Genomic DNA, 21,697 nt, shown 5'->3' with positions numbered 1-21,697 from the left:
GATGGACGGGAACCTGAAGCGCGGTGGGCTGCCGGGCGGGCCGGGCACTGCCGTCACGCGGCCCGGCGCCGAACCGCGCCCGGCCGGCACACCGAAGGCCGTCGGGATCGTCTGGGCGTTGCTGGGCCTCAACACGCTCGGCTCCGCCGGGGCGAAGACCATCGTCCCGCTGCCCCGCTCCCTCATCCAGATGGCCACCATGGGCGCGCTGGGCGCCGCGTTCGCGCTGGCGCTCGCGCTCAATCTCCAACTGCGCATCCGGGCCAGCGCCTTCGTGTTCCTGCTCACCTTGCTGCTGGTGCCGAGCGTGATCTCCAGCGCGAACCTGGAGGTCGGGTTCGGCGCGCTGTTCCGCTGTGCCCGGCTGGCTCTCTTCGTCGGCACGCTGTGGCTGCTCAGCCGATGGTGGGACGGCAGCCTGACGTTCGTCCGGCACCACATCAGGATGTACTTCGCGGCGCTCGGGACGGCGGCCGCCGGCCTGGCCATCTCACCGGGCGCGGCCATGCCGGAGTACTACGGCGGTCGGCTCGTCGGCGCGTTGTGGCCACTCACCCCGCCGCAGATCGGACAGTACGCCGCAGTGATCACCGGGCTCACCGTGCTGCTCGTACTGGGCCGCCGGACCACCAGGGGCAGCGCGGCCATGGTCATCGTGCCGTCACTCGTCCTGCTCGCGATGACCCATACCCGGACGGCCACGGTCGGCCTGCTCATCGGGCTGGTGCTGGCGATCGGCTCGCTCGTCCTGACCAGCGCTGCCGCCCGCCGGTTCTTCGTCTGGGCGGTGCTGGTCGCCGCGGTGGCCGCGGTGGTGTTCGCCTCCGCGCTCCAGGCGTGGTTCCTGCGCGGACAGAGCAAGGAGAGCTTCTCCAACCTCACCGGTCGGGCCAAGGTCTGGGACGCCCTGCTGGCAGCGCCCCGGACCACGGCGGAGCAGGCGTTCGGCGTGGGCCTGGGCGACAAGTCGTTCGGCGGGCTGCCGATCGACAACAGCTGGCTGGCCGTCTACAACGAGCAGGGTCTGATCGGCGTCACCCTCGTGGCGGCGATCATCATCGTCCTCGCCGGCGTCGCGCTGCTGCGGCCACCGTCGCTGCCGAGGGCCTGCGCGATCTTCCTGATCAGCTATGTCGCGATCTCGTCGTACACCGAGGCCGGCCTCGGCGACGCCTCGCCGTATCTGCTGCATCTGGCCTTGGCCGCCTCGCTCCTCGCGGCACCTGCCACGGCCGCGCCCCTCGCGAGGGCCACGCCCTTCACGACGCCCGCAGTCCCTCAACGACGTATCCCGCGATGGGCCCGGAGGTGACCTTGAGCATGCACGTCCTCGTGGTGCACAACCGCTACTCCTCGGCGCAGCCGAGCGGGGAGAACAGGGTCGTCGACCAGGAAGTGGGGCTGCTGCGCGCGGCCGGCCACCGGGTCGAGGTGTTCGAGCGGCGCAGCGACGACATCGCCGGCCGGTCCCTGCCCGGCAAGGCCGCGGTGCCGCTCCTCGTGCCGTGGAACCCGGCGGTCCGCGCGGAGCTCGCCGCCCGGCTGCGCACCGAGCGGCCGGACGTGGTGCACATCCACAACGTCTTCCCGCTCCTGTCCCCCGCGGTCCTTGCCGCCTGCGCCGACGCCGGCGTACCCGCCGTCGCCACGCTGCACAACTACACCCAGGTCTGCCCGCCCGGCACGCTGCACCGGGACGGCCGGCCGTGCTCCGAGTGCGTCGGGTCGGTGGCGTCGCTGCCCGCCGTCCGGCACGGCTGCTACCGGAACTCCCGCCTTGCGACGGTGCCGCTCGCGGTCAGTCTGACGGTCAACCGGCGGCGGTGGTGGTCCGGCGTGGAGCGGTTCTTCTGCATCTCCGCGGCGCAGCGCGACGTCCTGGTGCGGTCCGGCATGCCACCCGAGCGGCTGACGGTGAAGCACAACTTCGTACCTGACCCCGGCGCCTTCCGGGCGGGCGCCGGCGAGCAGCTGCTCTTTCTCGGCCGGCTCGCGGAGGCCAAAGGCGTGCGGCTGCTCATGGCCGCGTGGGACGACATCGCCGCGGACGGCGGTGTGGGCGTGCCCCTCGTGCTCGCCGGCGCGGGGCCGCTGGAGCGCGAGGTGACCGCCTGGGCGGCGGGCCGGGACGACGTGCGCTACGTCGGCCTGCTCGACCTGGATCAGTGCAGGCAGGCCGTCGCGCGGTCGGTCGCCGTGGTGGCTCCCTCGATGGCCATGGAGACGTTCGGCCTGGTCGTCGCGGAGGCGATGGCGGCCGGGGTCCCGGCCGTCGCCGCCGGCCACGGTGCCTTCGTCGAACTCGTCGAGGACGGGGTGACCGGGCTGCTGCACCGGCCGGGCGAGCCCGCCTCGCTCGCATCCTGCCTGCGCCGGATCACGGCCGAGCCGGCCCGCAACCAGGAGATGGGCCAGGCGGCCCGGAGCCGTTACGAGGAGCGCTTCAGCCCGGCCATCGGGCTGGAGCGCCTGGTGGATGAGTACCGCACCGCGATCGCGGGTCGGACGGAATCAATGGGGGGCAGTAAATGACACGATGCCGACTCTGCGGCTCGGCGACGCTGGCGAGCGTCGTCGATCTCGGGGCGACGCCACCGTGCGAGAGCTTTCTCGCCGCGGACCAACTGGACCGGCCCGAGCCCGCGTACCCGCTGCACCTGCGGGTCTGCACCGACTGCTGGCTGGCGCAGATACCTCCGCTGATCACGCCGGAGGAGACGTTCAAGGAGTACGCGTACTTCTCCTCGTACTCGACCTCCTGGGTGGAGCACGCGCGCACGTTCGTCGCCGACGCCGCACAGCGGGTGGGTCTCGGCCCCGACGCCTTCGTGGTCGAGGTGGCGAGCAACGACGGGTACCTGCTGAAGCACGTGGTGGACCGGGGGATCCGCTGCCTCGGCATCGAGCCGTCGGTGAACGTCGGCGCCGCGGCGCGGGACGCGGGTGTGCCCACGCTCACGGAGTTCCTGTCCCCGGACACCGGAGCGGCCGTCCGCGCCGAGCACGGCCCGGCGGACCTGGTCGTGGCCAACAACGTGTACGCGCACATCCCCGACGTGGTCGGGTTCACCCAGGGGCTGCGCGCCCTGGTCGCCGACGACGGCTGGGTCTCCATCGAGGTGCAGCACCTGCTGACCCTGATCGAGGAGAACCAGTACGACACGATCTACCACGAGCACTTCCAGTACTACACGGTCGCGTCCGCGATCCGAGCCCTCGCGAGCGGCGGACTCGCCCTCGCGGACGTCGAGTTGCTGCCCACGCACGGCGGATCCATCCGGCTGTGGGCCCGGCCGGCCGAGGTGGCCGGCGAGCCGTCCCAGCGCGTGGCCGACGTGCTGGCCCGGGAGAAGGCCGCCGGGTTGCAGGAGCTGTCCGGGTACACCGAGTTCTCCGCCCGGGTGGCCAAGGTGCGCCGGGATCTGCTGCGGTTCCTCATCGAGGCGGCCGAGCGCGGCGAGACGGTCGTCGGCTACGGCGCCCCGGGCAAGGGCAACACCCTGCTCAACCACTGCGGCATCCGGCCCGACCTGCTCCCGTACACGGTCGACCGCAACCCGTACAAGCACGGCAGGTTCACCCCGGGCACCCGCATCCCGATCCTGCCGCCCGAGCAGATAGCCGCCGACAAGCCGGACTACGTCCTCGTCCTCCCGTGGAACCTGCGGGCCGAGCTGGTCGAGCAGCTGTCCTTCGTACACGACTGGGGCGGCCGCCTTGTCTTTCCCATCCCGGAACTGAGCATTGTCGAGGTCGCGTCGTGAAAGAGGTCACAGCATGAAGGTCGTACTGTTCTGCGGCGGCTACGGGATGCGGATGCGCAGCGGCGCCGCCGACGACGTGCCCAAGCCGATGGCGATGGTCGGCCCGCGACCGCTGATCTGGCACGTGATGCGCTACTACGCGCACTTCGGGCACACGGAGTTCATCCTGTGCCTCGGCTACGGGGCCCACCACATCAAGGACTTCTTCCTCAATTACGAGGAGACGACGTCCAACGACTTCGTGCTGCGGGGCGGGCGGACCGAGCTGCTGTCCACCGACATCTCGGACTGGACGATCACGTTCGCGCAGACCGGCATCGAGTCACCGATCGGGGAGCGGCTGCGCCGGGTGCGGCACCACCTGGACGGCGACGAGATGTTCCTCGCCAACTACGCCGACGTGCTCACCGACGCCCCGCTGCCGGAGATGATCGACCGGTTCGCCCGGCGCGACGCCGGTGCGTCGATGATGGTGGTGCCGCCGCAGTCCTCGTTCCACTGCGTGGAGCTGGGCGAGGACGGACTGGTGGGGGGCATCACCGCGGTGAGCGAACTGCCGCTGTGGGAGAACGGCGGATACTTCGTGCTCCGCCAGGAGGTCTTCGACCACATACCGGAGAACGGGGACCTGGTCGCCGACGGATGCGCCCAACTGGCCAAGCGGGGGCGGCTGGTGGCGCACCAGCACCGCGGCTTCTGGAAGCCGACCGACACCGTGAAGGAGCGGGCCGCGCTCGACGCCGCCTACGCCCGGGGCGACCGCCCCTGGGCCGTGTGGGAGCGGGACAACGCCGCGGTGAGCGCGTGATCCGGCTCGGGGCCGGGCGCCCGGACCGGATCGTCGCGGTGGGCGCGCACTGCGACGACATCGCCATCGGCGCCGGTGGCACGCTGCTGACGCTGTGCCACGCGCGGCCGGGTCTCCGTGTCGACGCGCTGGTGCTCTCCGGCGGCGGCAGCGAGCGCGAGCGGGAGGAGCGGGCCGCGCTCGCCGCCTTCTGCCCGGGCGCCGACCTGCGGCTGACCGTGCTCAAGCTGCCGGACGGCCGGATGCCCGTGCACTGGGACGAGGCCAAGGCCGCGGTCGAGGAACTGCGCGGACAGACCGATCCGGATCTGATCCTGGCCCCGCGTACCGACGACGCCCACCAGGATCACCGCGGCCTGGCGAAGCTGATACCCACCGCATTCCGCGACCACCTCGTGCTCGGCTACGAGATCGTCAAGTGGGACGGCGACCTCGGCCGTCCGGCGGCGTACCAGCCGCTGTCGCCGGAGATCGCCGAACAGAAGGTACGGCTGCTCCAGGAGCACTACCCCTCGCAGCGGCACCGGCCCTGGTACGACCGGGAAGCCTTCCTCGGTCTCGCACGGATCCGCGGCATCGAATGCCACGCGCGCTACGCCGAGGCGTTCGCCGTCACCAAACTCACTCTCAACCTGGGGGAATGAACCTTGCGCGTACTGCTCACCGGACACCAGGGCTACCTGGGCACCGTGATGGCCCCGGTCCTCAACGCCGCCGGCCACGAGGTCGTCGGTCTTGACGCCGGTCTGTTCGCCGACTGCGTCCTCGGCCCGCGGCCCGCGGACCCTGCGGGGCACCGGGTGGACCTGCGCGACATCACGGCCGACCACGTGTCCGGGGTGGACGCCGTGATCCACCTGGCCGCCCTGTCCAACGACCCGCTGGGATCGCTGGCGCCGGAGCTCACCTACGACATCAACCACCACGCGTCCGTGCGGCTGGCCCGGCTGGCCCGCGACGCCGGGGTGCGGCGCTTCCTGTACGCGTCCACCTGCTCGGTCTACGGCGCCGCAGGCGGCGACGACCTGGTCGCCGAGGACGCCCCGCTGCGCCCGGTGACGCCGTACGCGGAGTCCAAGGTGCGGGTGGAGGACGACCTGCACGCCCTGGCCGACGGCGACTTCAGCCCGGTGTACCTGCGCAACGCCACCGCCTTCGGCTACTCACCCCGGTTGCGCGCCGACATCGTGCTGAACAACCTGGTGGGCCACGCGCTCCTGTCCGGCGAAGTCCTCGTACTCTCCGACGGCACGCCCTGGCGCCCGCTGGTGCACGCCGCCGACATCGCCCGGGCCTTCGGCGCCGCGCTGACCGCGCCACGCGAAGCGGTCCACGACCGTGCGTTCAACATCGGCAGCGAGACCAACAACGTCAGGGTCGCCGAGATCGCCGAGCAGGTCGCCGAGGCGGTGTCCGGCGCGAAGGTGGTGATCACCGGGGAGACCGGTGCCGATCCGCGGTCGTACCGAGTGGACTTCTCCCGGTTCCGCGCCGCGATACCCGGCTTCGACTGCGAGTGGACCGTGAAGCGGGGCGCGCTCGAACTCGCCGACGCCTACCGGAAACACGGGCTGACCGGGGAGGACTTCGAGCGACGCTTCACCCGCCTTGCCGTGCTGCGCGCGGCGTCCGACACCGGCGCCGTCGACGACACCCTGCGGTGGCGCCGGTGACCACGGTCGGCGAAGAGATGCACGCGCTGGTGGAGCGGTTGTACCCGCTGTGCCGGAGCATCACCGGCGACGGTGTGCGCGCCACCCTGGACATCGTCGGCGAGTACGTCCCCCTCCAGGCCCACGAGGTGCCGACCGGGACGCAGGTGCTCGACTGGACGGTGCCGCAGGAGTGGAACATCCGCGACGCGTACATAGCCGACTCCGCCGGCCACCGGATCGTCGACTTCGCCGCGTCCAGCCTGCACGTGCTCGGCTACAGCGTTCCGGTCTCCGCGACCATGCCGCTGGCCGAGCTCCGCGCGCACCTGCACACCCTGCCGGACCGCCCGAGCTGGGTGCCGTACCGCACCAGCTACTACCAGCCGGAATGGGGGTTCTGCCTGGCCCAGGAGACCCTGGACGCGATGCCGGACGGTGAGTACGAGGTCCGCATCGACTCCACACTCGCCGATGGCCACCTCACCTACGCCGAGCACGTGGTCCCCGGGCAGGTCCCCGACGAGGTGATCGTCTCCTGCCACGTCTGCCACCCGTCGCTGGCCAACGACAACCTGGCCGGCATCGCGGTGGCGACGTTCCTGGCCCGGGCGCTGGCGGAGCAGACGCCGTACTACACGTACCGCTTCCTGTTCGCGCCCGGCACCATCGGGGCGATCACCTGGCTGGCCCGCAACGCGGAGCGGGTCGACCGGGTCAAGCACGGGCTCGTGCTGGCCTGCGCCGGCGACCGGGGGCAACTGACGTACAAGCAGAGCAGACGCGGCGACGCGGAGATCGACCGGGTGGTGCGGCACGTGCTGGCCGCCTCCGAACGCCCGCACCACGTCACCGAGTTCACTCCGTACGGCTACGACGAGCGGCAGTTCTGCTCGCCCGGGTTCAACCTCGGCGTGGGCTCGCTCACCCGGACCCCGTACGCGGGCTACCCCGAGTACCACACCTCGGCGGACAACCCGGACTTCGTCTCCCCGGAGGCGATGGCGGACACCCTCGCCGTCTGTCGCGAGGCGTTCGCCGTGCTCGACCGCAACCGGCGGTACGTCAACCTCAGCCCCTACGGCGAACCGCAGCTGGGCCGGCGCGGGTTGTACGACGCGCTCGGCGGCCGCAGCGACACCAAGCAGGCCCAGATGGCCATGCTCTGGGTGCTCAACCTCTCCGACGGCGAGCACAGTCTGCTGGACGTCGCCGAGCGGTCCGGGCTGCCGTTCGACACCGTCGCCGTCGCGGCCGACGCGCTGCACGGCGCCGGGCTGATCAAGGCATGACGCAGATGACCACCGAGAGGGAGAATCCGCAGACAACGGCGCCATCGACCGGATCCGCCAAGCGGGGCCTCGCCGGTCGGCTGTCCTGGGGACTGGCCGACCAGGCGGCCTCCAGCATGTCCAACTTCGCGGTGGGCATCTACGTGGCCCGCTCGCTGGGGGTGACCGCGTTCGGCGTGTTCAGCCTCGCCTGGGTGACCTACGGCGTGGTGCTCAACGTCTCCCGCGGCCTTGCCACCGACCCGCTCGTGGTGCGCTTCAGCGGCGTGTCGGCCGCGTCCTGGCGCGCGGCGGTGGCCCGGTCGTCGGGTACCGCGCTCGGCGTCGGTGCCGCCCTCGGCGCGGTGTCCCTGGTGGTCGGGCTCGCTCTCGGCGGCCGGTTGGGGCCCGCGTTCTCCTGCCTCGGCGTCGTCCTGCCGGGGCTGCTGCTCCAGGACGCGTGGCGGTTCGCGTTCTTCGCCGCCGGCACCGGGCGGAAGGCGTTCGTCAACGACCTCGTGTGGGGCGTCGCGCTCGTCCCGGCCATGGTGGTGGCGGCCCGCGTGGGCAGCGTGGAAGCCTTCGTGCTCGCCTGGGGCGCGTCCGCCACGGTCGCCGCGGTGTACGGCTGCTTCCAGTCCGGCATCCGGCCCCGGACGGCCGGAGCGCGCGAGTGGCTGCGCGAGCACCGCGACCTCGGCTACCGGTACCTCGTCGAGAACGTCACCAACAGCGGCGCGAGCCAGCTGCGGGCGTACGGGCTCGGCGCGATCGTCGGGGTCGGCGCGGTGGGGGTGATCCGGGGCGCCGAACTCCTGCTCGGTCCGTTCATGGCCGTGCTGATGGGGCTTTCCCTGGTCACCGTCGCGGAGGCGGCACGGGTGCTGCGGCGGGCCCCGCACCGCCTGGGCACGTTCTGCCTTCTGCTGGGCGTCGGGCAGGCCGCCGCCGCGCTGTCCTGGGGCGGGGCGCTGCTGCTGGTGCCGGACCGGGTCGGCGAGCTCGTGCTCGGCGGCGTCTGGAGCTCCGCCTCGGAGCTCATCGTGCCGGTCACACTCGGCGTCGCGGGCGCGGGCCTCGGCACCGGCGCGGCGGCCGGGCTGCGCGCGCTCGGCGCGGCCCGGCACAGCCTCCGCAGCCAACTGATCGCTTCCGCCTGCTACGTCATCGGCGGGCTCGGCGGCGCTGCCGTGGCCGGCACGGTCGGCTCGGCCTGGGGCGTCGCCGCCGCGACCGTCTGCGGTTCGGCCGTGTGGTGGCTCCAGCTGCGCCCCGCCCTGCGCGAGCGCCACCAGAACCCCATCTCCGAAGTGAGGACGTCATGACTGTCTCTGGCCGCACTCCCCGGCTGAGCATCGGCCTGCCCGTGTACAACGGCGAGGAGTACCTCGCCGAGTCGCTCGACGCCCTGCTCGGCCAGACCTACGAGGACTTCGAGCTGGTCATCTCCGACAACGCCTCCACCGACGGCACCCAGGACATCTGCCGCCGGTACGCCGAGAAGGACTCGCGCATCCGGTACATCCGGCTGTCCCGGAACATCGGCGCCGCACCGAACCACAACTACGTCTTCACCCAGTGCCACGGCGAACTGTTCAAGTGGGCCTCGCACGACGACCTGTACGCCCGGGACCTGCTGCGGGCTTGCGTGGAGGCGCTGGACGAGCGGCCGGACGTGATCCTCGCGCACGCCGACCAGGCGGTCATCGACGGCGACGGCCAGGTGAAGGTCCCGTACGAGTACGGGCTCGCCACCGACTCGCCGCGCGCGCCCGAGCGCTTCCGCAGCATGCTGTTCGAGCCCGGCGGCGACGACTTCTACGGGGTGATGCGGGCCGACGTGCTGCGCCGGGTGAAGCCGCACGACAGCTACCACCACGCGGACCGCACGTTCGTCACCGAGATCGGCCTGCACGGGCCCTTCCACCAGGTGCCGGAGCTGCTGTACTTCCGCCGCGACCACCCCACCCGCGCCGAGCGGGCGAACCCGTCGAAGCGCTCCCGGTGCGTCAACCTCGACCCGCGCCGGGCGGGCCTGCTGCACCCGACGCCGCGGCTGCTCGCCGAGTACGTCTGGGGTTTCGTCGCGGCGATCCGGCGGGCTCCGTTGTCCGCGGCCGACCGGCGCGCGTGCTACCGCCACCTGGCCGCCTGGATGGCCAGCCGGGCCCGGCCGGGCGCCGGCGAGCGGGTCGAGGACCGCGCCCCGATCGATCCGGCCAAGCTCACCGTCTCCGTCGACGCCCTCGTCGCCGGCCGTGAGGGCCGTGAAGCTCGTGGAGGTCGTGGAGGTCGTGCAGGGAGGCAGGCATGACGCCTGTGCGCGTCGGGGTGTTCGGCCTGCTCGGCTCCGGCAACCTCGGCAACGACGGGTCGCTCGAGGCCGTGCTCGGCTACCTCCGCGCCGAGCACCCGGAGGCGGTCGTGGACGCGCTGTGCGGCGGCCCCGAGGTCGTCGCGGCCCGGTACGACATCCCCGCGACGCGGCTGCACTGGTACCGCGGGGAGTACCGGACGGCGTCGCGGGCGGGCGCGATCGCGGGGAAAGGTCTGGGAAAGCTCGTCGACGCCGTCCGCACCGCCGCCTGGGTGCGCCGTCACGACGTGGTGATCGTGCCGGGCATGGGCGTCCTGGAAGCCACGCTGCCGCTGCGGCCGTGGGGCTTCCCGTACGCGCTGTTCCTGCTCTGCGCGAGCGGCAGGCTGCTGCGCACCCGGGTCGCACTGGTCGGTGTCGGCGCCGCCCCGATCGGCGACCGGCCGACCCGGGCCCTGGTCCGCTGGTCGGCACGCCTTGCCACGTACCGCTCGTACCGGGACACCCTGTCCCGCGACGCGATGCGGGCGATGGGCGTGGACACCGCGCGCGACGAGGTCTACCCGGACCTCGCCTTCGCCCTGCCGACGCCGTCGGCGCGTACCTCGGGGCCGCCGGGCCCGGTCTGCGTCGGCGTCATGGACTTCCACGGCGGCAACGACGACCGCGCTCGGGCCGAGGAGATCCACCGGCGCTACCTCGACGGGACGACCCGGTTCGTCCGCGCGCTGGTCGAGGACGGCAGGCCGGTCCGGCTGCTCACCGGCGACGCATGCGACGCGCCGGTGGTCGCCGCGATCCTCGACGCGGTGGACTCGCCGCTGGTCACCGCCGCCGAAGCGGCCTCGCTTGCCGACCTGATGAAGGAGGCGGCGGCGGCCGACGCCGTGGTGGCGACCCGCTACCACAACCTGGTCTGCGCGCTGAAGGTCGGCACGCCGACGCTCGCACTCAGCTATGCGGCGAAGAGCGACGCGCTCATGGATCGGATGGGCCTCGGCGCGTACTGTCACCCGGCCCGCGAGGTCGACGCCGACCGGCTGCTCGAGCAGTTCCGGGCGCTGGAGAAGCGATCGGCGGAGCTGCGGCAAACCCTCACCGAACGGAACCTGGCCGCCGCCCGGCAACTCCGGCACCAGTTCACCGCCTTGACCGAGGCCCTGTTCCCCGCGACCGACCACACCCACACCCCCACCATGCGGGAGGCCCCATGAAGGCGACCGAAGTCCCGGAGATCGCGGGCGCGTACCTGTTCGAGCCCACCCCGTACGCCGATGAACGCGGCTTCTTCTGCCGCACCTTCGACGCCGAGGTGGTCCGCTCGGTGGGCCTCGACCCGGACGCCTTCGTCCAGGACAGCCTGTCCCGCTCGGTGCGGGGCGTGCTGCGCGGCCTGCACCTGCGCTCCGGCGCCGGCGAGGCCAAGCTGGTGCGGTGCTCGTACGGGAAGATCTTCGACGTCGTCGTGGACCTGCGGACGGACTCGCCGACCTACCTGGGCCGGGCCTTCTTCGAGCTGTCCGGCGAGACGCAGGCGGCCTTGTACATCCCGGCGGGGTGCGCGCACGGCTTCCAGGCGCTGACGGAAACCGCCGACACCTCGTACCGGATCGACCGCCCGCACGATCCGACGGAGGACGTGACGATCGCCTTCGACGACCCGGAGCTCGCCATTCCCTGGCCGCTTCCCGCCACGTCGATGTCCCAGCGGGACCGGGAGGCGCCGAGCCTCGCCGAAGTCCTGAAGCAGAAGGAGAGTTGAGGTCGGCGTGGACACCGAAGAGTTCCAACTGCCCCGGTCGCGAACGGCGAACGAGCGGCTGCACGCCTTGGTCCCCGGGGGCGCGCACACCTACGCCAAGGGCGACGACCAGTACCCCGAGAACCTGGCCCCGGTCATCAGCCACGGCCGTGGTGCCCACGTGTGGGACATCGACGGCAACCGCTACGTCGAGTACGGCTCCGGCCTGCGGTCGGTCAGCCTCGGCCACGCCCACCCACGCGTGATCGAGGCGGTGCGGCGGGAACTCGACCGCGGCAGCAACTTCGTCCGGCCGTCCATCGTGGAGGTCGAGGCCGCGGAACGCTTCCTGGCCACGGTGCCGACCGCCGAGATGGTGAAGTTCACGAAGAACGGCTCCGACGCCACCACCGCCGCGGTGCGCCTCGCCCGCGCCGCCACCGGGCGCCCGCGGGTGGCCCTCTGCGCCGACCATCCGTTCTTCTCCGTCGACGACTGGTTCATCGGCACCACGCCGATGTCCGCCGGTATTCCGGAGGCGGCCAACGCGCTCACCGTGGCGTTCCCTTACGGGGACCTGGCCGCGACGGAGGAGCTGCTCACCCGGTACCGGGACGAGATCGCCTGCCTGATCCTCGAACCCGCCACCCACACCGAGCCTCCGCCCGGGTACCTCGAGGGCCTCCGCGAACTGGCCGACCGGCACGGCTGCGTACTGATCTTCGATGAGATGATCACCGGCTTGCGCTGGTCCGAGGCGGGCGCCCAGGGCCTGTACGGCGTCGTCCCCGACCTCTCCACGTTCGGCAAGGCGCTGGGCAACGGGTTCGCCGTCTCCGCGCTGGCCGGGCGCCGCGACCTGATGGAGCGGGGCGGGCTGCGTCACTCCGGCGACCGGGTGTTCCTGCTGTCCACCACCCACGGTGCGGAAACGCACTCCCTGGCAGCCGCGATGGCCGTGCTCACCACCTACACCGAAGAGGGCATCACCGCACGACTGCACGCCCTCGGCGAGCGGTTGGCCGCCGGTGTCCGCGACGCCGCGGCCGCCATGGGCGTCGGCGACCACATCGTCGTCCGGGGCCGGGCCAGCAACCTGGTCTTCGCCACCCTCGACGAGAACCTGAAGCCGTCGCAGCAGTACCGCACCCTGTTCCTGCGCCGGCTCCTCGCGGGCGGGGTGCTGGCCCCGTCGTTCGTGGTGAGCAGCGCGCTCTGCGACGCCGACATCGATCACACCGTCGACGTGGTGGCCCAGGCGTGTGCGGTGTACCGGAAGGCGCTGGACGCGGCCGACCCCTCCCCCTGGCTGGGCGGACGACCGGTGAAGCCCGTATTCCGCCGCTTGGCGTGACGTGATGTGACGTGACGTCAGGGGCGCTCCCGCCGACCGGCGTCGGCCATCCGGTCGACCAGCCGGTCGGCCATGCGGTCGACCAGCCACGCGGTCGCCGGTATCACCGCCAGCGCGGTGCACCAGCCGCCGAGGACGTCGGTCGGGTAGTGCGCGCCCAGGGCGACCTGCGCCCAGCCCATGGCGGCGCCGGCGACCAGCGCCGCGGCGAGCACGAGTGACGTGGCGGCCGTCCTGCCGAGACCGAGCCGGCCGGTCGCGAGCAGCGCCACCACGAGGGCGAGCGCGGTGGCGAAGGCGGTGTGCCCGCTCGGGTAGGACAGGTTGCCGTCGCCGTGGATGGTGCGTCCCACCAGGTGCTTGAGCAGCGTCGCCGTCCCCACGGTCATGCCGCAGCCGGCGACGACGAGCACCGCCGCGCGGGGACGCCGAAGCAGCAGGCAGCCCGTCACGGTGGCCACGACCAGCGTCGCCGCTCCCCCGGGCTCCCCCAAGAAGTCCGTGGCCAGAGCGACGTGCCGCCACGGCGGCCCCACGCCGTACACCGCCACCGCGATCCGCGCGTCCACCCTGCCGGGCTCACCGTCGTCGGCATACAGGACCCCGAGCACGACGACCACCAGCGCGGCAAGGGCCGCAATCGACCCGAGCCACACGCGCAGCGATGGGGGCAGCACCGCGGGCGCCGACCGGCCGGTCACACGCCCATCGCGTCCCAGGTCCACTCCGGCCAGGCGATCCAACGCGAGCCCCCTGTCTCCGACCCACCCTCAAGCGGCCCCACGGACACCCGCTCCTGGCCCGTACGACGCCGCAGGAGCGTCAGCCCGTAGTCCGAACCCGCCAGCCTGGCCATAGCCTTGACCAAGGACACCAGGATCAGCGTCATTTGTCATCCTAACCAGGGCTGGCGCCAGGTCCAGGTGAAATTCAGAGCTGTATACAGGCCTCAGCGGCGCGCCCTTCGGCATCGAAGCGACGTGCACAGGTCCCTCCTCTCGCCTCCGCGCGTTTTGCCTGGCACAGGGAGTGCACGCGAAACTGTATGCAGCGCGATGTGCTACACGTCAATGGCGATCTTGGATCGCACGCTGGCGTCCAGCGACAACGGAAGAGGAACGAACCTTTATGAGCCGAGGCAAGTCCGAAGCTGTCTATGACCAGCTCAAGGCTCAGATCCAGTCCCTCCAGCTCCCTCCCGGCGCGAAGCTGAGCGAGGTGCTCATCGGTGAACAGGTCGGCGCCTCCAGGACTCCGGTGCGTGAAGCGATTCGTCGTCTGGCTCGCGAGGGGCTGGTCGACTTCCGTCCTGGCGAGATCGCTCAGGTCGCGTCCATCTCGCTGAGCAGGGTGCGGGCGCTGTTCGAGTTCCGCATGGTCCTCGAACCGGCAGCGGCACGGATGGTCACCCTCGACGGCATCGCCCGCCCCGAGCTCCTCGAGCCCTTCCGGCGGATCGCCGTCGAACTCGGAGAGGTTGCCGCCATCCTCGACACGGCGAGCCGTGAAGAGCTGGTAGCGCGATTCTACGAGCTGACCGAGCGCTTCGATCAGTCCGTGATCGCCGCGTGCCACAACGAGCCCCTGGCGATGACCATTGCCGACCAGCGAGGACAGACGGCGCGGCTGCGCGGGATCTCCCACGCCGACCCCGGTCGACTGAGCCGCTCGCTCGATGAGCACCAACGGATGTGCGAGGCGATCCTCAGCGGAGACCCGGATGCCGCGGCTCGGGAACTCAGCTACCACCTCACCGAGAGCCTGCGGACCATCATCAACGGCCTGACCAGCTCCATCGCGGGAACAGGCTCACTCGAGATCGACATTCGGCCTTCGGCCTGACTCCTGCCGCCGCGGCATCTGGCGGCACGGGCCGTCTGTATACTGGCCGAAATACTGACCTTGGTGGAAGGACGCCCATGCCTGCGATCACTGTGGAAGCATCATCGCTGACCAGGTTCAGCAGCGCGGTCCTGACCTCGACCGGCGTGCCGGAAGCCGACGCGCACCTGCTCGCGGACAGCCTGACCACGGCCGAACTGTGGGGTCACTCCTCGCACGGCATGCTACGGCTGCCCTGGTACGTCGCCCGTCTCCGCAGCGGCGCGATGCAGAAGGTCACCGCCCCGACAACGGTCACCGACACGGGACCGCTGGTCGTACTCGACGGCAACGACGGAATCGGTCAGGTGCTCACGAACCGGGCCGTAGAGGTGGGTATCGAGCGTGCCCGGACCCACGGCATCGCCGGCGTGGCGGTACGCAATTCCAACCACTTCGGCACCGCGGCCTATTTCACTCTCAAGGCCGCCGACGCCGGCTGCCTGGCGTTGCTGTCGACCAACGCCAGTCCGGCCATGGCGCCGTGGGGCGGGCGGCAGAAGTCGGTGGGCAACAACCCGTGGTCGATCGCCGCGCCCGCAGGCTCCTACGGTGCCGTGGTGATGGACCTCGCGAACACGGCCGTGGCCCGGGGCAAGATCTACCTCGCTGCGGAACGTGGCGAGCCCGTCCCTGAGGGATGGGCCGCGGATGAGCAGGGAGTTCCTACCACCGATGCCGGCAAGGCCGTGGACGGTCTCATCCTGCCGATCGCCGGCCACAAGGGCTACGCGATGTCGTTCATGTTCGATGTGCTCGCGGGCGTGCTGACCGGCAGCTCCTTCGGAACGGATGTTGCCGGGCCCTACAACCCGGATCGACGCTCCGGCTGCGGACACTTCCTGATGGTTGTCGATATCGCCGCGATGCAGCCGATCGAGGACTTCGCCGCACGGATGGAGACCCTGGTGTCCCGCACCAAATCGGTGCCGACCGCGCCGGGCGTTCCGGAGATCTTCGTGCCTGGCGAGATCGAGGAGCGCAACCGGGTCCGTGCAACAGTCGATGGCATCCCCCTCCCCCAGAAGACCTGGAACGACCTCAGCGCCCTCGCCGCCGACGCCGATGTCCCGATGCCCGCTGTCGCCGTAAACAGCGACCGAAGCACGCACACCCGGTCCTCCCGGACCGCCTGACACCGTACGGAGCGCCCATGCTCGCCCTGACCGTCTCCCTACAGGTCCGACCCGGCCACCGGGACCAGTTCCTGGCCGCCATCACCAAGAACGCCCAGGCATCGTTCACTGACGAGCCCGGCTGCCAGTACTTCGACGTCACCGTCGACACCGCTGACGACCACCACTTCCTGTTCTACGAGCTCTACACCGACCAGGCCGCTCTCGACGCCCACCGCGCCGCTTCCCACTTCGCCGAGTGGCGCGAGGCAGCCGAGCAGCACGTCGTTCCCGGCAGCCAGAAGAACACCATCACCGAGCTTCTGCTGCACCACGTCTGAGGCCGCCGTCGGCCCCTCCGCTGCCGAAAGGCCCGTCAATGAGCACCACGATCACCACCGTCAACCCCGCCACCGGCACCGAGATCGCGTCGTACGCCGCACATGACGCCGACCAGGTCGAGGCCGCGGTCGCCGCGACCCACAGCGCCGCGACTTCCTGGGCGGCCACCCCGCTCGATCATCGGCTGTCCCGTCTCACCACTCTGGCCGAGACCTTGCGTGAGCGCGCCGACGAGTACGCCGCCTTGATCACCCAGGAGATGGGAAAACCCCTCACGGAGGCCGTCGGCGAGATCGAGAAGTCCGCGGTAACCGCCGAGTACTACGCCTCAGAGGCCGAACGGATTCTCGCCGACGAGCCCGTGGAGGTCGACGGCGCCCGGGCATGGATCGGCTACGAACCGCTCGGCGTGATCTACGCGGTCATGCCGTGGAACTTCCCGTTCTGGCAGGTCATGCGCTTCGCGATCCCGACACTCGCGGCGGGCAACGCGGTGCTGCTCAAGCACTCGCCCAACGTCACCGGCAGCGCCCTGGCCATCGAGCGGTTGCTGGTACGGGCCGGGTTCCCCGCGCATCTGCTCACCACGCTGGTCGTTCCCGAGCAGGACGTCCCCTCGACGAGCGAGCAGCTCATCGCCGACCCCCGGATCGCCGCGGTCACCCTGACCGGCAGCAACCGGGCGGGGGCCGCCGTCGGCGCCGCCGCCGGGCGCGCGGTGAAGAAGGCCGTCCTCGAACTCGGCGGTTCCGACGCGTTCGTCGTTCTCGCCGACGCCGACCTGGAGGCAGCTTCGACCGCCGCGGTCGCAGCGCGGTTCACCAACTCCGGTCAGAGTTGCGTGTGCGCCAAGCGCTTCCTCGTCGCCGAGCCGGTTGCCGCGGAGTTCACCCGACTGTTCGTCGAGAAGACCCGAGCTCTTGTCGTCGGTGACCCCACGGACCCGGCCACCCGGATCGGCCCGCTGGCCCGCGAGGACCTCCGGAACCAGCTTCACACGCAGGTCGAGAAGTCGATCGGCCAGGGCGCCACTCTGCTGGTGGGAGGCCAACCGGTCGAAGGACCCGGCACCTGGTACGAGCCCACCGTCCTGAGTGGCACCGGCCCGGGCGTCACCGCCTTTGACGAGGAGACCTTCGGGCCGGTGGCCGCCATTGCCACCGCTGCCGACGACGACGGGCTGATCGCGCTGGCCGACGCCAGTGCCTACGGGCTCGGCCTGAGCATCTGGAGCACTGACACCGACCGCGCGATCTCCATCGCCCGCCGCATCACCTCCGGCGCCGCGTTCGTCAACGCCGTGGTCGCTTCCGACCCTCGGCTTCCCTTCGGCGGAACCAAGAAGAGCGGCCATGGCCGCGAACTCGCCACCGCCGGCATCCGCGAGTTCACCACCATCCGCACCTACTGGGTCGCCGGCTGACCCACCCCTATCGAAGGAGCGTCGTGTCCACTGAGTCCGCCCACTGCTGCGACACCTTTCCGCCGTCCGTCCTGCGTCCGGCCACCTTGGATGCCTTCTCCCGCGGCGGTGGCGCCAGGACGATCCCGCTGGTCACCAAGGCCCGCGGGGCCGAGGTGTTCCTGAGCGGTCAGACCCTGTTCGACGGAGGCGCGGGAATCCCGCTGCACACCCACAACTGCCCGGAGAGCGTGGTGATCCTCGAGGGCAACGCGATCGTCGAGATCGATGGGCAGGAGTACGAGCTCACCACGTTCGACACGACATACGTCGACGCCGGCGTCCCGCACCGCTTCCGCAACGCCTCGGACACCACGCCGATGCGCATCCTGTGGACCTACGCCTCAGTCGAAGCCACCCGCACGATTGTCGAGACGGGCGTCACGACCCGGGTCGACGCCGAACACCACAAGCACTGAGACGGCGCCGCGAAGGTGGGCGGTGCCATGGCGACGGGATCAGACGGTTTCGCGCAGCGCCTCGGCGGTGGCCGTGGAGGTGATGCCGGCGACGGGCCCCTGATAGAGGATCTGCCCGCCGTGCTTCCCGGGGCCGGGGCCGAGGTCGATGATCCAGTCGGCCCGTCGGATGACGTCGAGGTTGTGCTCGATCAGCACGACGGTGTGACCGTGGTCCACCAGGCTGTCGAGGTGGCTCAGCAGGGTGTCGATGTCGCGTAGGTGCAGGCCGGTAGTGGGCTCGTCGAGGATGTAGAGGGTCGGTCCGGTGGAGTCCCGGAGCTCCTTGGCGATCTTCACGCGCTGGCATTCACCCCCGGAGAGAGACGTGAGGGGCTGGCCGAGCCGGAGGTAGCCCAGGCCGACCTCGTCGAGGTGGCGCAGGGCCTTCGTGACCGTGCGATCGGAGAGCCGGTCGATGGCGTCGGTGATCGTGAGGTCGTCGATGTCGGCGATGGACAGCCCGTCGACCCGGTACTCCAGGACCTCGGGGGTGAACCGGCGCCCCTGGCAGGTCTCGCAGACCGTTTCCTGATCCTCCATGAACGCCAGGTCGGTGGAGACGGTCCCGAGGCCCTTGCACTCGGGGCAGGCGCCCTCGGAGTTGGCGCTGAACAGGCCGGCTGGGACCTGGTTGTGGCGTGCGAAGACCTTACGGATGGGGGTCGCGATCCCGGTGTAGGTGATGGGGGTCGAGCGGCGGTTGGTGCTGACCTGCTTCTGGTCGATCACGACCGCGTCGTGCTGGGCGACGAGTTCGCTCGCGAGACTGGATTTCCCGGAGCCGGCCACGCCGGTGAGCACGGTTGTCACACCCGTCGGAATGTCCACGGTCACGTTCTTGAGGTTGTTGCGCGTGGCGTCGGCCACGGTGATGTGTCCCCGCGGCGTCCGCGGATCGTCCTTGATGGGCCGGCGCTGTGACAGCGCCGCCGCCGTGGCGGTGCCGGCCGTGCGGAGGCCACGGAAGCTGCCCTGGTAGACGAGCGTTCCGCCGTGCGCGCCCGCGAGGGGCCCGACCTCGATGATCTGGTCGGCGATGGCCATGACGGCGGGGTCGTGCTCGACCACGAGGACGCTGTTGCCCTTGTCCCGGAGCTGCTTGAGCAGCTCGGTCATGGAGGAGATGTCGTGGGTGTGCAGTCCGACGGTGGGTTCGTCGAATACGTAGAGCATCTCGGTGAGGCTGCTGCCCAGGTGCTTGACGGTCTTGATCCGCTGGGACTCGCCGCCCGAGAGCGTCGTGGTGGCGCGGCCGAGGTGGAGGTAGCCGAGCCCGATGGTGATCATCGCCTGGAGTCGTTCCGTCAGCGCGGCCACCACCGGTGCCACGGTTGCGTCGGTCACGCCCGTCACCAGCTCCGCGAGCTCATCGACCTCCATCCGCGCCATCTCGCCGATGGTGTGGCCGAGCACCGTGGCCGCCCGGCTCGCCTTGTTGAGACGGTCCCCGCAGCAGTCCGGGCACATTTCGGAACGGGTGAACTTCGCGAGGGCTTCCTTCTTGCGGTCGTTCATGTCGTCGGAGGTGCGCAGGTAGATGCGCTCGAACCGCTCGACGACGCCCTGGTAGCCCTTGGGAAGCCGGTTCGCCGGCGACCCGGCGGACCCGATGCCGTACAGCAGCGCGTCCCGCTCGGTCCGGTTCCAGTGGCGCAGCGGCTTGTCGACGTCGAAGACGCCGATGTCGGCGAAGTTCGTGTACCAGTAACCGCCGACGGCGAACCCGGGCAGCAGGACGGCGCCCTCGCGCAGCGACTTGTCCAGGTCGAGGAAACGGTCGACGGCGCTGGCCACGACCTCGCCGATGCCCGAGCAGGTGGGGCACATGCCGGCCGGGTCGTTGAAGGAGAAGTGGCTGGACTCGCCGACGTGCGGTGTGCTCACCCGGGAGAACAGCAGCCGCAGGTAGGTCCAGGTGTCCGTGATCGTGCCGACCGTGGAGCGGGCGTTCCCGCCCAGACGCCGCTGGTCGATCACCACCACCGGGGAGAGCCCCTCGATCCCGCCGACCTCGGGGCGGGTCCACTTCGGCAGCCGGTTGCGGATGTAGGGCGGGAACGTCTCGTGCAGTTGGTAGCCCGCCTCCGCAGCGATGGTGTCGAACACCAGCGACGACTTGCCCGAGCCCGACACGCCGACGAAGACCACGACTTGTGAGCGCGGCACGTCCACGTCGAGGTCTTGCAGGTTGTGGGTACGGGCTCGCCTGATCCGGATCCCTCGGTTGGACATATTCAGGACCGTAGCGCGAGATGTGGACGGAAAGTGGCCGCGACTGTCTGCGACGATGCGGTCATGGCCGACGTCATGCAACGCATCCTCGCTCTGCTGGCCGTGCTTCAGTCGGGCAAGACGTTCACGGGTGAGGAGCTGGCGGCCCGGCTGGACGTCCCCCCGCGCACCCTGCGGCGCGACATCAACCGGCTCCGCGGCTACGGATACCCGGTCGAGACGCAGCCGGGCCCGGGCGGCTACTACCGGCTCACGGCCGGGCGGACCATGCCCCCGCTGCTGCTCGACGACGACGAGGCCATCGCGACCCTCCTGGGCCTGGCCGCCCTCGGCGCGACCGGCGACGCGCGCGAGGGCAGCGTCGACGACGCGGCGATCCGCGCCTACGGCAAGGTCGATCAGTACCTGCCCAAGCGGCTGCGCCCCCGCCTGGCCGCGCTGCGCACCAGCCTGGAGACGACGCCGACGCCGACGCCGAGCATCAGCGCGGAGACGATGAGCACGCTCGCCGAAGCGATCGCGCACGAGCGCGTCGTGACGTTCCACTACGTCGGCGCGGACGGGACGGCCACCACGCGCAACGTCGAGCCCTATCGCCAGATCCACCTGCTCCTGAGGTGGTACCTGCTGGGCTGGGACACCGGCAAGGAGGACTGGCGCGTGTTCCGCATCGACCGTGTCAGTGAACTCCAGGCGCAGAGCGGGAGGTTCGCACCGCGCGCGCTGCCCGCGGGGACCGGCGTCGACTACCTCCGCCAGGGCATCAACAGAAATCGGCAGCGTGTGGTGGTGACGATCGACGCCCCGATGACGGAGGTGGCGGACGCGTTCGCGCATGAGGACATCGACCTCACGGCGGCCGCCGGAGGGGGGACCCACGCCGTCCTCATGCTCGACTCCTGGCAGTGGCTCCTGCCGCGTCTCGCCTTCCTCGACGCCGACTTCCGCATCGAGGAGCCCGCGGAGTTCCGCGAGGTGTTGCGGCGGTTCGGCGCGCGCCTCGGCCGTCAGTGACCGGCCCCGCCGACCCGGCGGCGCGCGACATCCACCCAGGACGACGCCCGCACCGCCCTGCACCGCTACCGCGCAGGCCGCCGGATCGGCGTCAGTGCCGACCCGAACCAGACCGTCGCCGACTACCTGGCCCAGTGGCTCGCGGCCGTCGTCGCGCACGGCGTCAGGCGTACCCATTCGGCGCCTCACTCCTACACTCGGTCAGGTGCCCGAATGTGAACTGTCCCGGCTGCCCACCGGGACCGAATACGACTCCCTCCTCGCCACCTTACGCAGGCTCTCA

21 protein-coding genes are annotated in these 21,697 nt (G+C 71.0%); 18 read left to right on the top strand and 3 right to left on the bottom strand.

Annotation, left to right across the window (positions count from 1 at the left end):
- The first annotated feature begins 1 nt into the window (after position 1).
- Genes EEJ42_RS21985 through EEJ42_RS21930 form a run of 12 tightly spaced genes read left to right on the top strand, consistent with a single transcriptional unit; the run spans position 2 to position 12,907 of the window.
- Positions 2-1,312, top strand: coding sequence for an O-antigen ligase domain-containing protein (locus EEJ42_RS21985; RefSeq protein WP_123102057.1), 1,311 nt, complete (start codon positions 2-4; stop codon positions 1,310-1,312).
- A gap of 8 nt (positions 1,313-1,320) precedes the next feature.
- Positions 1,321-2,532 carry a glycosyltransferase gene (locus tag EEJ42_RS21980; RefSeq protein WP_123102101.1) on the top strand — a complete coding sequence of 404 codons (1,212 nt, stop codon included), beginning with the start codon at positions 1,321-1,323 and terminating at the stop codon, positions 2,530-2,532.
- The gene (locus EEJ42_RS21975; RefSeq protein ID WP_123102055.1) at positions 2,529-3,764 is read left to right on the top strand and encodes a class I SAM-dependent methyltransferase; all 1,236 of its coding nucleotides are present in this window, start codon (positions 2,529-2,531) and stop codon (positions 3,762-3,764) included. Before EEJ42_RS21980 ends, EEJ42_RS21975 begins: the two co-directional genes overlap by 4 nt.
- Before the next feature lie 13 nt (positions 3,765-3,777).
- A complete protein-coding gene (locus EEJ42_RS21970; protein ID WP_123102053.1) occupies positions 3,778-4,572 on the top strand; it encodes a glycosyltransferase family protein in 795 nt (264 codons plus the stop codon).
- A complete protein-coding gene (locus EEJ42_RS21965) occupies positions 4,569-5,216 on the top strand; it encodes a PIG-L deacetylase family protein (RefSeq protein ID WP_123102051.1) in 648 nt (215 codons plus the stop codon). The genes EEJ42_RS21970 and EEJ42_RS21965 overlap by 4 nt, the downstream gene beginning before the upstream one ends.
- 3 nt (positions 5,217-5,219) lie before the next feature.
- Positions 5,220-6,245, top strand: a complete 1,026-nt coding sequence (locus EEJ42_RS21960; RefSeq protein ID WP_123102049.1) for an NAD-dependent epimerase/dehydratase family protein — start codon at positions 5,220-5,222, stop codon at positions 6,243-6,245.
- Positions 6,233-7,516 carry a DUF4910 domain-containing protein gene (locus EEJ42_RS21955; protein ID WP_123102047.1) on the top strand — a complete coding sequence of 428 codons (1,284 nt, stop codon included), beginning with the start codon at positions 6,233-6,235 and terminating at the stop codon, positions 7,514-7,516. The genes EEJ42_RS21960 and EEJ42_RS21955 overlap by 13 nt, the downstream gene beginning before the upstream one ends.
- 5 nt (positions 7,517-7,521) lie before the next feature.
- The gene (locus tag EEJ42_RS21950) at positions 7,522-8,820 is read left to right on the top strand and encodes an MATE family efflux transporter (RefSeq protein ID WP_123102099.1); all 1,299 of its coding nucleotides are present in this window, start codon (positions 7,522-7,524) and stop codon (positions 8,818-8,820) included.
- Positions 8,817-9,809 (top strand): glycosyltransferase family 2 protein, encoded by a 993-nt coding sequence (locus EEJ42_RS21945; protein ID WP_123102045.1) that lies wholly within the window; start codon positions 8,817-8,819, stop codon positions 9,807-9,809. The genes EEJ42_RS21950 and EEJ42_RS21945 overlap by 4 nt, the downstream gene beginning before the upstream one ends.
- On the top strand, positions 9,806-11,026 hold the full coding sequence (locus tag EEJ42_RS21940) for a polysaccharide pyruvyl transferase family protein (protein ID WP_123102043.1): 1,221 nt from the start codon (positions 9,806-9,808) through the stop codon (positions 11,024-11,026). The genes EEJ42_RS21945 and EEJ42_RS21940 overlap by 4 nt, the downstream gene beginning before the upstream one ends.
- Positions 11,023-11,574, top strand: a complete 552-nt coding sequence (gene rfbC, locus EEJ42_RS21935) for a dTDP-4-dehydrorhamnose 3,5-epimerase (protein ID WP_123102041.1) — start codon at positions 11,023-11,025, stop codon at positions 11,572-11,574. The genes EEJ42_RS21940 and rfbC overlap by 4 nt, the downstream gene beginning before the upstream one ends.
- Positions 11,575-11,581: 7 nt before the next feature.
- Positions 11,582-12,907 carry a glutamate-1-semialdehyde 2,1-aminomutase gene (locus tag EEJ42_RS21930; protein WP_123102039.1) on the top strand — a complete coding sequence of 442 codons (1,326 nt, stop codon included), beginning with the start codon at positions 11,582-11,584 and terminating at the stop codon, positions 12,905-12,907.
- Positions 12,908-12,924: 17 nt separating this feature from the next.
- Here the strand turns inward: EEJ42_RS21930 and EEJ42_RS21925 are convergent, their stop codons facing one another.
- Positions 12,925-13,608: a phosphatase PAP2 family protein gene (locus EEJ42_RS21925; protein WP_123102037.1), complete on the bottom strand. Its 684-nt coding sequence runs from the start codon at positions 13,606-13,608 to the stop codon at positions 12,925-12,927.
- On the bottom strand, positions 13,605-13,796 hold the full coding sequence (locus EEJ42_RS21920; protein WP_123102035.1) for a hypothetical protein: 192 nt from the start codon (positions 13,794-13,796) through the stop codon (positions 13,605-13,607). Before EEJ42_RS21920 ends, EEJ42_RS21925 begins: the two co-directional genes overlap by 4 nt.
- A gap of 239 nt (positions 13,797-14,035) precedes the next feature.
- Here EEJ42_RS21920 and EEJ42_RS21915 point away from each other — a divergent pair, with 239 nt between their 5' ends.
- From EEJ42_RS21915 to EEJ42_RS21895, 5 genes are all read left to right on the top strand, one after another.
- Positions 14,036-14,749 carry a GntR family transcriptional regulator gene (locus EEJ42_RS21915; protein WP_123102033.1) on the top strand — a complete coding sequence of 238 codons (714 nt, stop codon included), beginning with the start codon at positions 14,036-14,038 and terminating at the stop codon, positions 14,747-14,749.
- A 77-nt stretch (positions 14,750-14,826) separates the two neighbouring features.
- Positions 14,827-15,924 (top strand): Ldh family oxidoreductase, encoded by a 1,098-nt coding sequence (locus tag EEJ42_RS21910; RefSeq protein ID WP_123102031.1) that lies wholly within the window; start codon positions 14,827-14,829, stop codon positions 15,922-15,924.
- Between the two features lie 17 nt (positions 15,925-15,941).
- Entirely contained in the window at positions 15,942-16,244 is a 303-nt protein-coding gene (locus EEJ42_RS21905) for a putative quinol monooxygenase (protein ID WP_123102029.1), read from the top strand.
- Between the two features lie 38 nt (positions 16,245-16,282).
- On the top strand, positions 16,283-17,668 hold the full coding sequence (locus EEJ42_RS21900) for an aldehyde dehydrogenase family protein (RefSeq protein ID WP_123102027.1): 1,386 nt from the start codon (positions 16,283-16,285) through the stop codon (positions 17,666-17,668).
- A gap of 23 nt (positions 17,669-17,691) precedes the next feature.
- Entirely contained in the window at positions 17,692-18,126 is a 435-nt protein-coding gene (locus EEJ42_RS21895; RefSeq protein ID WP_123102025.1) for a cupin domain-containing protein, read from the top strand.
- Between the two features lie 39 nt (positions 18,127-18,165).
- On the opposite strand, the gene EEJ42_RS21890 is transcribed toward EEJ42_RS21895, so the two are convergent.
- The gene (locus EEJ42_RS21890) at positions 18,166-20,400 is read right to left on the bottom strand and encodes an ATP-binding cassette domain-containing protein (protein WP_123102023.1); all 2,235 of its coding nucleotides are present in this window, start codon (positions 20,398-20,400) and stop codon (positions 18,166-18,168) included.
- Positions 20,401-20,463: 63 nt separating this feature from the next.
- Here EEJ42_RS21890 and EEJ42_RS21885 point away from each other — a divergent pair, with 63 nt between their 5' ends.
- Positions 20,464-21,414 carry a helix-turn-helix transcriptional regulator gene (locus EEJ42_RS21885; RefSeq protein ID WP_123102097.1) on the top strand — a complete coding sequence of 317 codons (951 nt, stop codon included), beginning with the start codon at positions 20,464-20,466 and terminating at the stop codon, positions 21,412-21,414.
- The last annotated feature ends 283 nt before the right edge of the window (positions 21,415-21,697 follow it).

It is taken from the genome of Streptomyces botrytidirepellens, from assembly GCF_003721215.1.
Classification (GTDB): domain Bacteria; phylum Actinomycetota; class Actinomycetes; order Streptomycetales; family Streptomycetaceae; genus Streptomyces; species Streptomyces himastatinicus.
Note: the sequence above shows the minus strand (reverse complement) of the source record. Positions and strands in the feature narration are given on the sequence as shown.

What these genes read in the sequence shown, in the direction of transcription:
- EEJ42_RS21885 (WP_123102097.1), top strand. Translation starts at nt 20,464, where the DNA reads ATGGCCGACGTCATGCAACGCATCCTCGCTCTGCTGGCCGTGCTTCAG.
- EEJ42_RS21900 (WP_123102027.1), top strand. Translation starts at nt 16,283, where the DNA reads ATGAGCACCACGATCACCACCGTCAACCCCGCCACCGGCACCGAGATC.
- EEJ42_RS21980 (WP_123102101.1), top strand. Translation starts at nt 1,321, where the DNA reads ATGCACGTCCTCGTGGTGCACAACCGCTACTCCTCGGCGCAGCCGAGC.
- EEJ42_RS21945 (WP_123102045.1), top strand. Translation starts at nt 8,817, where the DNA reads ATGACTGTCTCTGGCCGCACTCCCCGGCTGAGCATCGGCCTGCCCGTG.
- EEJ42_RS21890 (WP_123102023.1), bottom strand. Translation starts at nt 20,400, where the DNA reads ATGTCCAACCGAGGGATCCGGATCAGGCGAGCCCGTACCCACAACCTG.
- rfbC (WP_123102041.1), top strand. Translation starts at nt 11,023, where the DNA reads ATGAAGGCGACCGAAGTCCCGGAGATCGCGGGCGCGTACCTGTTCGAG.
- EEJ42_RS21975 (WP_123102055.1), top strand. Translation starts at nt 2,529, where the DNA reads ATGACACGATGCCGACTCTGCGGCTCGGCGACGCTGGCGAGCGTCGTC.
- EEJ42_RS21970 (WP_123102053.1), top strand. Translation starts at nt 3,778, where the DNA reads ATGAAGGTCGTACTGTTCTGCGGCGGCTACGGGATGCGGATGCGCAGC.
- EEJ42_RS21940 (WP_123102043.1), top strand. Translation starts at nt 9,806, where the DNA reads ATGACGCCTGTGCGCGTCGGGGTGTTCGGCCTGCTCGGCTCCGGCAAC.
- EEJ42_RS21915 (WP_123102033.1), top strand. Translation starts at nt 14,036, where the DNA reads ATGAGCCGAGGCAAGTCCGAAGCTGTCTATGACCAGCTCAAGGCTCAG.
- EEJ42_RS21905 (WP_123102029.1), top strand. Translation starts at nt 15,942, where the DNA reads ATGCTCGCCCTGACCGTCTCCCTACAGGTCCGACCCGGCCACCGGGAC.
- EEJ42_RS21910 (WP_123102031.1), top strand. Translation starts at nt 14,827, where the DNA reads ATGCCTGCGATCACTGTGGAAGCATCATCGCTGACCAGGTTCAGCAGC.
- EEJ42_RS21920 (WP_123102035.1), bottom strand. Translation starts at nt 13,796, where the DNA reads ATGACGCTGATCCTGGTGTCCTTGGTCAAGGCTATGGCCAGGCTGGCG.
- EEJ42_RS21985 (WP_123102057.1), top strand. Translation starts at nt 2, where the DNA reads ATGGACGGGAACCTGAAGCGCGGTGGGCTGCCGGGCGGGCCGGGCACT.
- EEJ42_RS21950 (WP_123102099.1), top strand. Translation starts at nt 7,522, where the DNA reads ATGACCACCGAGAGGGAGAATCCGCAGACAACGGCGCCATCGACCGGA.